This window comes from Streptococcus danieliae, from assembly GCF_025447695.1.
In the GTDB taxonomy this organism is placed as follows: Bacteria; Bacillota; Bacilli; order Lactobacillales; family Streptococcaceae; genus Streptococcus; species Streptococcus danieliae.
In genome coordinates, this window is record NZ_JAOBSU010000043.1 from 1 (window position 1) to 13,670 (window position 13,670).

Annotated in this window: 15 protein-coding genes; all 15 read left to right on the top strand. The window is 47.8% G+C overall.

Going from position 1 to position 13,670, the window contains the following annotated elements:
• Nucleotides 1-158: 158 nt before the first annotated feature.
• The 15 genes from N4310_RS04245 (at nt 159) to N4310_RS04315 (ending at nt 13,504) form a co-directional block, all read left to right on the top strand.
• Nucleotides 159-683, top strand: coding sequence for a DUF6287 domain-containing protein (locus N4310_RS04245; RefSeq protein ID WP_262092190.1), 525 nt, complete (start codon nt 159-161; stop codon nt 681-683).
• 59 nt (nt 684-742) lie between these two features.
• The gene (mutL, locus tag N4310_RS04250) at nt 743-2,650 is read left to right on the top strand and encodes a DNA mismatch repair endonuclease MutL (protein WP_160332509.1); all 1,908 of its coding nucleotides are present in this window, start codon (nt 743-745) and stop codon (nt 2,648-2,650) included.
• Nucleotides 2,651-2,663: 13 nt separating this feature from the next.
• Nucleotides 2,664-3,248, top strand: a complete 585-nt coding sequence (gene ruvA / locus N4310_RS04255) for a Holliday junction branch migration protein RuvA (protein WP_262092191.1) — start codon at nt 2,664-2,666, stop codon at nt 3,246-3,248.
• 11 nt (nt 3,249-3,259) lie between these two features.
• On the top strand, nt 3,260-4,498 hold the full coding sequence (locus N4310_RS04260) for a competence/damage-inducible protein A (protein ID WP_262092192.1): 1,239 nt from the start codon (nt 3,260-3,262) through the stop codon (nt 4,496-4,498).
• Between the two features lie 52 nt (nt 4,499-4,550).
• Complete coding sequence (recA, locus tag N4310_RS04265) at nt 4,551-5,726, top strand: recombinase RecA (RefSeq protein WP_262092193.1); 1,176 nt, start codon at nt 4,551-4,553, stop codon at nt 5,724-5,726.
• 134 nt (nt 5,727-5,860) lie between these two features.
• On the top strand, nt 5,861-6,259 hold the full coding sequence (gene spx / locus N4310_RS04270) for a transcriptional regulator Spx (RefSeq protein WP_160332505.1): 399 nt from the start codon (nt 5,861-5,863) through the stop codon (nt 6,257-6,259).
• Nucleotides 6,260-6,347: 88 nt separating this feature from the next.
• Nucleotides 6,348-6,926, top strand: a complete 579-nt coding sequence (locus tag N4310_RS04275) for an SP0191 family lipoprotein (RefSeq protein ID WP_160332504.1) — start codon at nt 6,348-6,350, stop codon at nt 6,924-6,926.
• A gap of 67 nt (nt 6,927-6,993) precedes the next feature.
• The gene (locus N4310_RS04280; RefSeq protein ID WP_160332503.1) at nt 6,994-7,260 is read left to right on the top strand and encodes an IreB family regulatory phosphoprotein; all 267 of its coding nucleotides are present in this window, start codon (nt 6,994-6,996) and stop codon (nt 7,258-7,260) included.
• Nucleotides 7,260-7,679, top strand: coding sequence for a Holliday junction resolvase RuvX (gene ruvX / locus N4310_RS04285; protein WP_160332502.1), 420 nt, complete (start codon nt 7,260-7,262; stop codon nt 7,677-7,679). The genes N4310_RS04280 and ruvX overlap by 1 nt, the downstream gene beginning before the upstream one ends.
• 9 nt (nt 7,680-7,688) lie before the next feature.
• Nucleotides 7,689-7,991, top strand: coding sequence for a DUF1292 domain-containing protein (locus N4310_RS04290; protein WP_160332501.1), 303 nt, complete (start codon nt 7,689-7,691; stop codon nt 7,989-7,991).
• Between the two features lie 529 nt (nt 7,992-8,520).
• A complete protein-coding gene (locus N4310_RS04295; RefSeq protein WP_262092194.1) occupies nt 8,521-9,735 on the top strand; it encodes a bifunctional folylpolyglutamate synthase/dihydrofolate synthase in 1,215 nt (404 codons plus the stop codon).
• Nucleotides 9,736-9,799: 64 nt separating this feature from the next.
• Nucleotides 9,800-10,186, top strand: coding sequence for a hypothetical protein (locus N4310_RS04300; protein ID WP_262092195.1), 387 nt, complete (start codon nt 9,800-9,802; stop codon nt 10,184-10,186).
• Nucleotides 10,187-10,222: 36 nt separating this feature from the next.
• A complete protein-coding gene (gene cls / locus N4310_RS04305; protein ID WP_262092199.1) occupies nt 10,223-11,728 on the top strand; it encodes a cardiolipin synthase in 1,506 nt (501 codons plus the stop codon).
• A gap of 95 nt (nt 11,729-11,823) precedes the next feature.
• Entirely contained in the window at nt 11,824-13,350 is a 1,527-nt protein-coding gene (locus N4310_RS04310; RefSeq protein ID WP_262092196.1) for a heme transporter CcmD, read from the top strand.
• A gap of 4 nt (nt 13,351-13,354) precedes the next feature.
• Nucleotides 13,355-13,504 (top strand): hypothetical protein, encoded by a 150-nt coding sequence (locus N4310_RS04315; RefSeq protein WP_262092198.1) that lies wholly within the window; start codon nt 13,355-13,357, stop codon nt 13,502-13,504.
• Nucleotides 13,505-13,670 lie beyond the last annotated feature (166 nt).

Below are 13,670 nucleotides of genomic sequence, written 5' to 3' on the forward strand. Positions count from 1 at the left end.
CTAAAAGAAAAGGAGAGACTCATTTCAGTAGATGAATCTCTCCTTTTTAGGCTTTATGAGACTTTTGTCCCAGCCTCTTTTTCAAAGTAGGACTTTTCCTTTACAAAAGACTAGTCAAGGGTTAAAATAGTAATAGAAAATCCATCAGGAGGTCTCACATGCGAACACGATTCTTTTTGTGCCTAACGAGCTTGGTTCTTCTTCTCGCCGCCTGTGGGACCAAACCTGCAACAGGGTTAAAAGCAAGCTCGGCTGCGACAAGTTCCAGTCAAGAGGCTGTTAGCACCAGTATGTCCTCTGCTTCCTCTAGCAGTGCAAGCTCTGACGCTGAGGCTAGCCCAGTCCAAGAGACCAGTATTGATACTCAAGCGATCCTGGCTGGTGATTATGCCAGTCTGGTTGGTACCTGGGTAAATGATAAGGGAGAAGCACTCCGGATTGAAGCAGATGGCAGCAGTGACCGCTTTGATGCTTCCATCTTTAATGGACTAGAAGAGAATGAGGGCACCCTAATATCCGATCATTACAAAATTGGTGGAGCCTCGTCTGCCCTGACCATCGTTCCAGCAGGGCAAAAACTGCCCTTTCATGACCAAGTAGCCAAAGCAGATAGCTTGGTTATTGGAACGAGCTCAGAGGCTGCTCTGCACGTCTTTATGCGAGCGCAACAAACAATGCCATAGAAAAGAGGCTGGATCATCCAATCCCGCCTCTTTCTTGCTATTTAGAAAGAGGAGTTAGTGTGACAGAAATTCTAGAATTACCGGAAGTCCTGGCCAACCAGATTGCTGCTGGAGAGGTTGTTGAGCGTCCCAGCAGCGTGGTCAAGGAACTGTTAGAAAATGCCATTGATGCGGGCAGCCAGTCCATTGAGATTCGTCTCGAAGAGGCTGGTCTCAAGTTGATTGAAATCCGCGACGATGGGCGTGGCATAGCTTTTGGGGAACTAGCTCTAGCCCTCAAGCGCCATGCCACTAGTAAAATTAAACGTCAAGCCGATCTTTTTCGGATTCGCACCCTAGGTTTTCGGGGGGAGGCTCTACCTTCCATCGCTTCCGTCAGTCGCCTAACCTTGGAAAGTCAGGCGGCTGGAGCCAAGAAGGGCCAACGCTTGGTCACACAGGCAGGGGAGATTTTGGAAGAAGAGACCATTAGTCGGGCTCAAGGGACGACTGTTCGAGTGGCTGATCTTTTTTACAATACCCCAGCCCGTCTCAAGTACATGCGGAGTCCTCAGTCGGAGTTGTCTCATGTGGTGGATGTCGTCAACCGTCTTAGTCTGGCCCATCCCAGCATCTCTTTTACGCTCATTAATGAGGATAAGCAGCTTCTCCAAACCAGTGGACAGGGAGATCTACGCCAGGTGTTGGCCGCCATTTATGGGCTGACAACGGCTCGGAAGATGGTAGCCGTTGAGGCGCACGATTTGGATATTTCCGTTCAGGGCTATGTAAGCCTGCCGGAATTGACCAGAGCCAACCGCTCCTACATCACCCTTCTGATTAATGGCCGCTACATTAAGAATTTTCTCCTCAATCGCGCCATTCTTGAGGGTTATGGTAGCAAGCTCATGGTCGGCCGCTTTCCACTCGTTGTGCTGGATATTGAATTGGATCCCTTTTTAGCAGATGTCAATGTCCATCCGACCAAGCAAGAATTGCGTTTGTCGAAAGAAAAAGAGGTCATGGATCTGATTCGCCAGGCTATCCAAGAGGCCCTCAAAGAGCAGGATCTGATTCCCGATGCCTTGGAAAATTTGGCTAAATCTGCGGTTGGAAAAGTTGCCAAGCCGGTTCAAACCAGCCTGGTCCTAGAAGACAATCCTGTCTACTACCAGCCTAGTCCAAAAGAGCCAGTTCCAGAACCAGAGCAAGCTCCCCTGACTCTGGTCGAAGAAGCCAGTCCAGCTTCAAGTTCGGTGCACTTTGCCCAACGGCAGGCAGCGGATTACAGTGATTTGGACCATCCGGAGCTGGATTTGCCTAGTCTAGAAAAGGCCTATGGTAAATTAGATGGTGAGGAAACCGCCACTTTCCCAGAATTGGAGTATTTTGGTCAAATGCACGGGACCTACCTATTTGCTCAGGGCAAAGACGGACTTTATATTGTGGACCAGCATGCTGCCCAGGAGCGCGTGAAGTACGAGGAATACCGCCAGTCTATCGGTGAGGTTTCGGGTGCTCAGCAACAATTATTGGTGCCCTATCTCTTTGAATTTTCAGCCGGTGATTTCCTGCGGATCAAGGAGCAATTGCCTGTTTTAAGGGAGGTCGGTATCCACCTGTCTGATTACGGCAACAACCAGTTTATCTTGCGGGAACATCCGATTTGGTTCAAGGAAGAAGAGATTGAGGCTGGGGTATATGAGATGTGTGATATGCTGCTGTTGACCAAGGAAGTCTCTATCCATAAGTACCGGGCTGAATTGGCTATTATGATGAGCTGTAAGCGGTCCATTAAGGCCAATCATTCACTGGACGAGCAGTCTGCCCGTCATCTTCTCTATCAATTACGTCTCTGCCAAAATCCTTATAATTGTCCTCATGGACGACCGGTTTTGGTTCATTTTACGAATAGAGATATGGAGAAGATGTTCCGGCGTATCCAGGAGAACCATAAGAGTCTCCGAGAATTTGGAAAATATGAATAGAAAGTAACCAGTTATGTTTGAATATATGAGAGGGCAGCTGACTAAGATTCGTAGCAATGCAGTGGTAGTGGAACTGGGGGGGATTGGGTACCTCATTCATGTCGCCAATCCCTATGCCTATAGCAGTCAGCTGAATCAGGAATTGACCATTTATTTGTACCAGGCCATCCGTGATGATGCCCATACCCTCTATGGTTTCCGAGATGAAGCGGAGAAAGAGCTCTTTTTACATTTGATTTCTGTTTCGGGAATTGGGCCTACTTCAGCCTTGGCCATTATTGCGGCCGATGACCATGAGGGCTTGGTGCAAGCCATTAGCGAGAAAAATAGTACCTATTTAACCAAATTCCCTAAAATTGGGAAGAAAACGGCCCAGCAGATGATTTTGGATTTGGAAGGTAAATTACAGGCAGTTGAGACTCCGGTCTTGAATCTAGCGCAGGCAGCGGAGAATCAGGCCTTGGATGAGGCCATGGAAGCCTTGCAAGCCTTGGGCTATAAGGCGGCAGAATTGAAGAAAATTCGTAAGTTCTTTGATGGAACTGCGGATACGGCTGAAAATTACATGAAGTCAGCCTTGAAGATGTTGGTGAAATAAAGGAGAAGGCCATGAAGGCAGAGATCATTGCTGTGGGAACAGAGTTGTTGATGGGGCAAATTGCCAACACCAATGCCCAGTTTTTATCCCAAGAATTGGCGGGTTTAGGAATCGGTGTTTATTACCATACGGTTGTTGGCGATAATGCCGAGCGCCTGACAGAGGTCTTGAGTCTGGCGCGTCAGCGTGCGGACTGGGTGATTTTATCAGGAGGTCTCGGGCCGACAGATGATGATCTGACCAAGCAAACTCTGGCTTCTTTTTTAGGTCGGAACTTGGTTCCAGACCCAGCAGGGCTGGCTAAGTTGGATGCCTTCTTTGCCAGTAGTCCCAATCGGATTCGGACTGCCAACAATGATCGCCAGGTGGATACCATTGAGGGAGCGCGTGTTTTACCCAATCGGACCGGTTTGGCTGTGGGGAATCTGATTGAGGACCAGGGGGTGACCTATGTGGTCCTGCCGGGCCCACCAAGTGAGCTTCAACCCATGTTTTTAGAACAGGTAGCCCCGCTGTTGCAACAGGATCAGGCCCTGTATTCACGGGTTCTGCGCTTTTTTGGGATTGGGGAAAGCCAGTTGGTGACGCGTTTGGCTGATTTGATTCGGAACCAAACCAATCCAACCCTGGCTCCCTATGCCAAGGTTGGCGAAGTAACCCTACGCTTGACCGCCCAGGCTGCTAGCCGGGAAGAAGGCGAGCAGCTTCTGAATCAGTTGGAGGCAGCCATTCTGCAAGAAGGAGACTTAAAGGATTATCTCTATGCCTATGGCGATGATCAGAATTTGGCGCAAACAGTCCTCGATTTGTTACGGGAGCGGGGCTTGACCTTGACAGCAGCCGAGAGCCTAACAGCAGGCCTCTTGCAGGCAGAGTTGGCCGGCCTACCTGGCGCTTCCACTGTTTTTCCGGGTGGTTTTATCACCTATAGTTTGGAGCAAAAGAGCCAGATGTTGGGGATTCCCCTGGAGGACCTGCGGGCCGCTGGTATGGTGTCGGCCTGGGCTGCCGAGCAGATGGCACTAGGTGCCCGAGCCCGAACAGGGGCAGACTTGGCTCTTAGCTTGACAGGGGTTGCGGGCCCGGACAAACTGGAAGGGCAGGAAGTTGGAACGGTTTGGTTAGGTTTGGCTGGTCCCGAGGGGACCAGCAGTCACCGTCTCTACCTAGGCGGTCGGGACCGCAACACCATTCGTCAGTTGGCTGTTTTAGAGGCTTTTCATTTAATACTGAAAACTTTAATCAAATAAGGGATTTTGCTATAATAGAAGAAGTGTCTTGCATTAGAGATAAGGAGAGAAAATGGCAAAAAAACAAAAAAAATTACCTGAAATTACCAAAAAATTTGGAGATGAGCGAAAGAAGGCCTTGGATGATGCTCTGAAATTGATTGAAAAGGATTTTGGTAAGGGATCCATCATGCGTCTGGGGGAGCGGATGGATCAGAAAGTTCAAGTCATGAGTTCAGGGAGCTTGGCTTTAGATATCGCTTTGGGAGCAGGTGGTTATCCCAAAGGGCGGATTATCGAAATCTATGGGCCAGAAAGTTCTGGTAAAACGACCGTTGCACTTCATGCGGTTGCCCAGGCTCAAAAAGAGGGTGGAATTGCAGCCTTTATTGATGCCGAGCATGCCTTGGATCCAGCCTATGCCCAAGCCCTTGGTGTTAATATTGATGAGCTTCTCCTCTCCCAACCCGATTCAGGGGAGCAAGGCTTGGAAATCGCTGGTAAATTGATTGATTCCGGAGCGATTGATTTGGTGGTTGTGGACTCGGTTGCAGCCTTGGTACCACGAGCGGAGATTGACGGAGATATTGGGGATAGCCATGTTGGCTTGCAGGCTCGGATGATGAGTCAAGCTATGCGGAAACTAGGAGCTTCTATCAACAAAACCAAAACGGTGGCGATCTTTATCAACCAACTTCGGGAAAAGGTCGGCGTGATGTTCGGGAATCCTGAAACAACACCAGGTGGTCGTGCCCTGAAATTCTATGCCTCTGTTCGTCTCGATGTTCGTGGAAATTCCCAAATCAAGGGAACAGGCGATCAAAAAGATGAGAATATTGGTAAGGAAACCAAAATCAAGGTCGTGAAAAACAAGATTGCACCACCCTTTAAAGAAGCGGTTGTAGAAGTCATCTATGGTGAGGGAATTTCTGCCACTGGTGAATTGGTGAAAATTGCCAGCGACCTGGATATCATTAAAAAATCTGGAGCTTGGTACTCCTATGGGGATGACAAGATTGGGCAAGGTTCCGAAAATGCTAAGAAGTTCCTCAAGGAAAACCCTGCCATCTTTGATGAAATCGACCGCAAGGTTCGTCAACATTTTGGCTTGCCAGTAGCCGAATTACCAGAAGGGGAAGCAGCGGCGACTGCTGCTCAACCAAAGGTAGATGAAAAAGTCCTTGAAGAAGCTGCGGACATGGCACAAGATTTGCCATTGGATTTGGAAGAAATCGAAATTGAAGAATAAGACTCCTGGGAGGGGACATTCTGCGGGATTTTGATTTTCCTGAGGAATAAATTGCAAAAGTCAGTCTAGGGACCGATGGCCTGTTTCCAAAAATCCGGTAAACTAACAGTAGTGTAGCGAAAGGAGGATTTTGCATGATCAAAATTTACACGGTTTCAAGTTGCACAAGCTGTAAAAAAGCAAAAACCTGGTTAACTCAACATCAATTAAGCTATAAAGAAAAAAATATTGGAAAAGATGGCCTCACACGGGAAGAGCTAATGGCGATTTTAGCCAAGACCGATAATGGCGTAGCCAGCATTGTTTCTTCCAAAAATCGTTATGCCAAGAGCCTAGGGGTTGATTTGGAAGACCTACCCCTTAGTGAGGTTGTGGATCTGATTCTTGCTAATCCACGGATTCTCAAGAGCCCGATTATGGTGGATGCTAAGCGTCTCCAGGTGGGCTACAAAGAAGATGATATCCGTGCTTTCCTTCCGCGCTCGGTTCGCAATGTTGAAAATGCGGAGGCCCGCCTACGTGCGGCTCTCTAATTTTAGTAAAGCTAGTGCTCGTTTGCGCTAGCTTTTTGTCAGTCGCCAGACAGTATGATAAAATAGAGGCTGAGAGGAGACTCATGTCATGAAAAAAATTCTAATAACAGCGACGGCTAGTTTGCTTATTTTGGCAGGCTGTGGTCAGAAAAAAGAGGCTAGTAAGCCAGGGGAGGAAGAGGTGAAAATTACAGCTACGCTTCCCATCCTAACCGAGAAAGTCGATGAAAATGCGGTCCAGAAAAAACGCTTGGAATTCCCAACAGCTGAGGGTGGAACAACAACGGTTCAAACCCTTACCTACCAAGGAGACCAGTATCTGACCTTTGAAATTGAGGTGATCAGTCCCTTGACCGAAGAGCTTAAGAAGTCAGTTGAAGAAGTGGGGGTAGCTGAAACCAATACCCGTTTGAAGGCTAGTCTGGACGAAGATGAAAATTATAAGGCGGCAACAGCTGTTCGAGGCTTTACCAGTAACATTGAAGTTCTAGAAGACCAACGACTCAAGAATCTATCTACCTATAATTTTCAAGATTTGGATTTAGAAGGGATTCGGAACAACACTTACTTCCAAGGAAGTGGTATCATTGAAATGAGCGAAGTGAAACCAAGCAAGTTCTTGGAAGTTCGCCAATCCAATGGTGCGATCGTAACCGATGCCCCGTAACTTCATTGTTTTCCCAGTTTGACTATGGTATAATGGGGGAATACTAAATGAGAAAGAAGGTGTAATAGTGAGTTTTACAGATGAAACAGTCCGTTTTAATCTTGATGATTCCAATAAAAAAGAAATCAGCGAGACTTTGACCCATGTTTACACGTCCCTAAACGAAAAAGGCTACAATCCCATCAATCAGATTGTCGGTTACGTTTTGAGCGGGGACCCAGCCTATGTGCCTCGTTACAACGATGCTCGCAATCAAATTCGTAAATATGAACGTGATGAGATTGTGGAAGAACTGGTCCGCTATTACTTGAAAGGACAAGGAGTCGATTTCTAATGAGAATTATGGGTCTTGATGTGGGCTCCAAAACAGTTGGAGTTGCTATCTCAGATCCCTTGGGCTTTACCGCCCAGGGTTTGGAGATCATTCCCATTGATGAAGAGAAGGGTGAGTTTGGCTTTGAACGTCTTTCTCAACTTGTCCAAGAATATAAAGTGGATCAATTTGTGATTGGTCTACCCAAGAATATGAACAATACCAGCGGCCCACGTGTGGAAGCCAGTCAGGCTTACGGGGCGCAGCTGGAAGAACAGTTTGGCAAACCAGTAGCCTATCAGGATGAGCGACTTACAACCGTCGCTGCTGAGCGGATGCTGATTGAACAAGCGGATGTCAGCCGCTCCAAACGTAAAAAAGTTATTGATAAACTAGCGGCTCAGTTAATTTTGCAGAATTATCTTGACCGCCACTTTTAGGAGGAAACCATGTCACATTCACACGAAGAACAGGAACGCGATGTTATCACCCTGGTAGATGATGCTGGGAACGAGAGCCTATTTGAGATCATCCTAACCATCGATGGCCGCGAAGAATTTGGTAAAAACTATGTCCTTTTGATGCCCGTTGGTGCAGAAGAAGACGAAGACGGCCAAGTCGAAATTCAAGCTTACTCTTACACAGAAAATGAAGATGGTACAGAAGGCGACCTCCAACCAATCCCAGAAGACTCCAACGCTGAATGGGACATGATTGAAGAAGTCTTCAACAGCTTCATGACTGAAGAGTAAGGGAGTGGGACAGGGAGTGGGACAGAACTAAATTTGAAAAAATTTAGTTCGTAGTCCCACCCCCGCAAGGCTGATTAGGTCCTCTTCCGAGCTTGAAAAGCGAACGAAGAGGCCAATCAGCTACTGCGTCAAAAGCATTTTATTAACCAAAGTCAATGAGGCTAGACTTTTGTCCCAGCCTCGTAGTCCCACCCCCGCAAGGTTGATTAGGTCGGGTTCGGAAGCTCAGCGAGTCAGGAATTGACTCGCTGAGCTTCCAAATGGAAGAACATGGAATGTTCTTCATATAGCGAACGATTGGAGTTTGCTTCGCAAACAAGATTTGTTACTCTCTAACAGCAACAATGCTGTTAGACCCAATCAACTACTGCGTCAAAGGTATTTTGCTAATTATAAAGAGAGAGGCTAGACTTTTGTCCCAGCCTCTCCCGAGCCTAGAAATAGGAAAGTGGAGTTTTATTGCTAACAGGAGTCGAGGCAGGTGATGCTTGCCTCGGCTTTTTGAGTATGTAAGGAAGAGGAGGTCTCCATGAATCCTGAGCAGTTGGAAGCCTGGTTTGATAGTCGGATTGGGTTGAATTTTCCCAAGGACAAGAAGCGTTTTTTGCAGGCTTTGGATTTGCTGGGTCATCCTGAGCGAGATTTTGCGAGTATCCAGCTTGGAGGGACCAATGGCAAGGGGTCAACTCAAGCCTTTTTAGGTCAGATCTTGCAGGATCAGGGGCTCAAGGTTGGCTCTTTTACGTCCCCCCACTTGGAAGATATGCGGGAGCGAGTTCGTCTGAATGGAGAATTGATTCCTTTAGCGGATCTTCAAAGGATCATCACCCAAATCCAGCAGGCGGAGGCGCAGATGGAGCTGGGTCCCCTGTCCTACTTTGAGTTGTGGACTTGTGTGGCCTTCCTTTACTTCTCGCAGGAGGCGGTCGATGTAGCCTTGCTGGAGGTGGGCATTGGTGGGCGTCAGGATGCTACCAATGTGGTGGCCAGTGATCTGGCTCTGATTACTTCCCTTGGCCTAGACCATCAGGAGGTGCTTGGTGACAGTCTGGAAGCGATCGCCTGGGAGAAGGCTGGGCTGGTCAATCCCCAGCAGCTCCTCCTCCTAGGTCCCTTGCGAGCAGACCTGCTGCCGATTTTTGAAGCGGAGGCTGCCCCTTACGGGAATCTGGTCTATCAGTACGGTCGGGATTTTGTCTGGCAGGACGGAAGTTTTGAGGCCAGGGATTTCCGGTTGGATCAGCTAGAGCTGGGCCTCTTGGGCGATTTCCAGCAGGAGAATGCAGCGCTGGCCTTGATGGCAGCCCATAGCTGGATGACCTTGCGAGGCTTAGCGCTTAATCCTGCTCAAGCACGGGCCTCTCTGAGCCGCGTTAGCTGGCCAGGCCGCTTGGAGGTAGTCCGGCCCGGGGTTTATTTAGACGGGGCCCACAATGTGCCCGCCATGAAGCGATTAGTAGCCTTTGTGCAGGCGCATAACTGGGCGGATCCGATCTTTCTCTTAGGTTTTTTACCGCGGAAAAATTATACAGACATGCTGGTCTATTTACAGACCCACCTGCCGCAAGCAGACTTTTATCTGGTGCCTTTTGAAGGGGGCTTAAAGGATGGCCTGTCCTTGGGGCTAGACTTGCTGGAAAAGGATCTGGTCTCCTTTATTGGGACCGAGGAAAGACGACCGATTTTTATTACAGGTTCTTTACATTTTATTGGTCAAGTCCGTAAAGGCTTAATAAGTGAGTAAATTGGCCAACATTTTTGTAAAAATGGTGTATACTAGATGAAAAAAAGAGTTTAGGAGTAGCAAAATGTCCAAGAAATGGCTGATCGTAGGGGTGATACTCTTTGTTGCCCTAGGATTGACAGCCTGCTCGGGAAAATCGAGGCAAGCGCAACCCGTAGAAGAAGAAACGGTTTTGGCGATTCCAGAAAATTTGGATGGTACCTATATGGCATCATCTGAGGAGGAAAATTATCACCTAATCCTCAAAGGGGGACAAGGGACGCTGATTTCCGACGACGGGCTTGGAAATAAGATTGTCCGCTCGATTCAGGTAGTTGATCAGGAAGGAATGCTCGTGGATGAAGAGTACATGCTCTACCGTGTGGACAATCACCACCTGTATATCGAAGATATTGAATACGATGATTTGGGTGAATTAGAGCCTGAAAAGGTCTTTAAACGCACCGGCTAATAAAGAGGAAGAATTGTGCGTAAATTACGACTAATCATGTGGAAATATGGTTTGAGTCTGGTTATTATGTTGGTGGAATTAACCTTGGTTTTTGCCGCCTTCTTTTATTTCGGCCAAATATTTCCCTATATCTGGTTAGGATTTATTTTGCTAATTACCATCGCCACGATCATCTCGATTTTTAATCGAAATATGGCACCCGATAGCAAGGCCACCTGGCTCCTAGTAGCCATGGTACCGGTTCTAGGTCCCCTGCTTTATTTGATGTTTGGGGAACGACGGCTATCCAAAAAGGAAATCCAACAGCTGGAGACCATTGGCCAGTATGATTTTTTTGTTCCCTCGTCTAAGCCTTTATTAGAAGAGGTTCGGGACCAGGACCGGTCAGTGGCTGGGATTATGCAGGCCCTGCTGAAAATCGATCCAGGTTCAGCCATTTATAAAGGCACCCAGTCCGAATTTTTAGCCTTGGGGGAGAACTATTTTCAGTCTCTCTTACAGGATCTGCAGGCCGCTGAGAAGTTTATCTTTTTGGAGTATTATATTGTCGAACCCGGTCTCATGTGGGACCAAATTTTGGATATCCTCAAGCAGAAGGCTGCCCAGGGCGTTGAGGTCAAGTTCCTCTATGACGATATTGGCTGTATGGCTACCCTCCCGGGCAACTATGCCCGCCGATTACGGGAGGCGGGGATTGAGGCCTGTCAGTTTAACAAGGTGATTCCCCGGATGACCGTGGCCTACAATAACCGGGACCACCGGAAAATTCTCGTGGTTGATGGCATGGTCGCTTATACCGGTGGGGTCAACTTGGCCGACGAATACATCAACCAGCGGCTCCGTTTTGGCCATTGGAAGGATGGTGGTATCCGTCTCGAGGGCGAAGCCGTCCAAGCCTTGGTCCGTCTCTTTTTAATCAATTGGTACATCAACCGAGGTGAGCTAGAGGGCGTTGACCATTATCATTTGTTGGACGAAAAAAAAGAGGGGCAGGGTTATTACATTCCGTATGGGTCTGGACCAAAGCCCATGTACAAAGACCAGGTCGGGAAAAAGGTCTATCAAAATTTGATTACCCAAGCCCAGGACTATGTCTACATCACCACCCCCTACCTAATTATGGACTATGATCTTACCGAGGACATTAAAAATGCAGCCTTGCGGGGAGTCGATGTCCGGATTGTAACCCCCTATATCCCAGATAAGAAGATTATCCAGTTGGTGACCCGAGGAGCCTATCCCGACTTGTGGAGTGCCGGTGTGCGGATTTTTGAATACGAGCCGGGTTTTGTACATTCTAAAAATGTACTAGTTGATGGCCATCTAGGCGTAGTTGGAACTATTAATTTTGACTACCGGAGTCTGGTCCATCATTATGAAAATGCTGTTTTGATGTACAAAACCAATAGTTTGGCAGACATGCACAGGGACTTTCAAACCATTTTTGACCAGTCGATCGAAGTTACGGATCAGAGCTTAAAAGCAACCTGGTACCAACGGTTGATCAAGGAAGTGGTTCAGATTTTTGCCCCACTTTTGTAAGAGCTTTAGGAGAAGGAGAGAAGGAATTTCAGCTGAGAGGTCCGACTCCCCTTCTTTTTTGGTATACTAGAGAGGAATGTAAAAAGGAGTATGCTATGACGGAACAACAAGTGGAATCTCGCTGGAAACGCCGGTCAAAACACCAGGCCCAACGCGAGGTCACAGAAGATATCCATCTTCCCTTTGTCAGCCCCTTGCTTTGGAGTTTTTTCCTAGCCTTCTTTAGTGTGGCCAATCCCTTTTTTACGCAGTTAGCGACCAATCTGCAGGAGCAGATCCTGTATGCTGGTTGGGCTCTGCAGCAAGGACAACTGGTCTATAAGGATGTTTACGGGACTGCCGGCATTTTATTTTATGGCTTGATTTGGTTAGGATCTTCCTACCAGGGGACAGTTCTTTTAATCCTGTTCCAGTTCCTGTCCTCTTATTTTAGTGGGCGGAAGGCTTTTGCCTTGGCCAATCGGTTGACAGGTAAAAAAGAGGTTGCGGAAGCGGCCACTCATTTCTTCTATTTCCTAATCCTTATTTTAGGCTTCGGAGGGCTTTATTCAGCTCTCTTTACACTTCCGTTCTTGATTCTGGCCTTGGACTTGTTGGTACCGGTGAGTGCAGGGGAGACAGGGAATAAGGGCTTTTTGAGATACGGAGCCCTGGCTGCTGTGGTTGTCTTGATTGATCCCTTTACAGGGACCCTCTTTTTTGGGGTGAACGGTTTGTATCTGTTCTACCGGAATCTGCGGGCTAAGCAGCTAGGTCTGGGTTTGTCCCAGCTCTTGGCGGCCTTGATTGGTTTCTCCCTGCTCTTCTATCCGCTGGATTATGTGACTGTCTGGAATGGGACCTTTGGTCAGGCCTTGAACCAGGGTTCTTATGTCTGGCAGACCTTCCAGTTTACAGGAGCTGACCAGCTCCAAACAGCCTTTTTCTATGGCTTGTTTTTGGTTGGTGTGGGGCTACCACTAGGCCTCTTGGCTCTCAGTCAGTCTTCCCGGACCCAGGAAAGTCTTTTCTACTTGCCCTTGGGGATCTTTGGGACACTAGCCATCTGGTTGGTGGCTAGCAGCCAGGGGGAATTTGGTTTCCACCAACTCCTGCCAGGACTGATTTATTTCTGGCTGCTGCAAATCTTCAGTTTTGATCGGATCCAGAGCGGTCTGCAGCCCGGTCGTCACCAGAAAAAGCGGCGGATGAGTTCTCTCTTCCAGGGTTATCTGGCTAGTCTTTTCTACTTGCCCCTGCTTTTGGGAGCTGTCCTTGTTCTTTTACCTTTGGGCCAAAAATGGTTGGGCGAGCGCTCGCTAGAGGCTGAGCGTCAGGATGTTTTGGCCTACCTGCAACAAGAGGCGGATCGGTCGGATACCATCTACGCCTGGGATAGTCGGGCCAATTGGTACCAGGAAGCCGGCAAGTGGTCTGCGTCAGCCCTACTGAGTCCGGTCTATTACCAGCAGTTAGCAGAAAACCAGTTGCGCTTAGCCAATGATTTGGAGAGCGTCCGGCCTCGCTATATTGTGGTTAATCCCAATCTAGCCCTATTGGAGGATGTCGATAAAGAATTGACAACGACCTATACGGAGGTTAAAACGGACCTCCAAACGCTGAAACTATACGAAAGAAAGTGAATCTATGGGAAAATACCAATTGGATGACAAGGGCAAGGCTCAGGTGCAACGGTTTCATGAAAAGCAAGCCCGGAAACAGGGAAGCTTGAAAAAGCCTAAGGCCAGCCTGTTAGAAAAAATGAAAGAAATTCAAGAGGCACAGAAGTCGCGATAGCAGATTTTACAACTTCTGTTGAGCTCTTGAAAAGAGTCCTTTTCAGGGCTCTTTTTTAGTCTCAAAGGGGAACAATTCAGGATTTGTGGTATAATCCCGAGTTTATCACTTTATGTTATAATCAACCTAACTCAATCGCTTGATAGAACTGGATTTTTTTGAAATT

What these genes read in the sequence shown, in the direction of transcription:
- N4310_RS04245 (WP_262092190.1), top strand. Translation starts at nt 159, where the DNA reads ATGCGAACACGATTCTTTTTGTGCCTAACGAGCTTGGTTCTTCTTCTC.
- ruvA (WP_262092191.1), top strand. Translation starts at nt 2,664, where the DNA reads ATGTTTGAATATATGAGAGGGCAGCTGACTAAGATTCGTAGCAATGCA.
- N4310_RS04260 (WP_262092192.1), top strand. Translation starts at nt 3,260, where the DNA reads ATGAAGGCAGAGATCATTGCTGTGGGAACAGAGTTGTTGATGGGGCAA.
- recA (WP_262092193.1), top strand. Translation starts at nt 4,551, where the DNA reads ATGGCAAAAAAACAAAAAAAATTACCTGAAATTACCAAAAAATTTGGA.
- spx (WP_160332505.1), top strand. Translation starts at nt 5,861, where the DNA reads ATGATCAAAATTTACACGGTTTCAAGTTGCACAAGCTGTAAAAAAGCA.
- N4310_RS04275 (WP_160332504.1), top strand. Translation starts at nt 6,348, where the DNA reads ATGAAAAAAATTCTAATAACAGCGACGGCTAGTTTGCTTATTTTGGCA.
- ruvX (WP_160332502.1), top strand. Translation starts at nt 7,260, where the DNA reads ATGAGAATTATGGGTCTTGATGTGGGCTCCAAAACAGTTGGAGTTGCT.
- N4310_RS04290 (WP_160332501.1), top strand. Translation starts at nt 7,689, where the DNA reads ATGTCACATTCACACGAAGAACAGGAACGCGATGTTATCACCCTGGTA.
- N4310_RS04295 (WP_262092194.1), top strand. Translation starts at nt 8,521, where the DNA reads ATGAATCCTGAGCAGTTGGAAGCCTGGTTTGATAGTCGGATTGGGTTG.
- N4310_RS04300 (WP_262092195.1), top strand. Translation starts at nt 9,800, where the DNA reads ATGTCCAAGAAATGGCTGATCGTAGGGGTGATACTCTTTGTTGCCCTA.
- cls (WP_262092199.1), top strand. Translation starts at nt 10,223, where the DNA reads ATGTGGAAATATGGTTTGAGTCTGGTTATTATGTTGGTGGAATTAACC.
- N4310_RS04310 (WP_262092196.1), top strand. Translation starts at nt 11,824, where the DNA reads ATGACGGAACAACAAGTGGAATCTCGCTGGAAACGCCGGTCAAAACAC.
- N4310_RS04315 (WP_262092198.1), top strand. Translation starts at nt 13,355, where the DNA reads ATGGGAAAATACCAATTGGATGACAAGGGCAAGGCTCAGGTGCAACGG.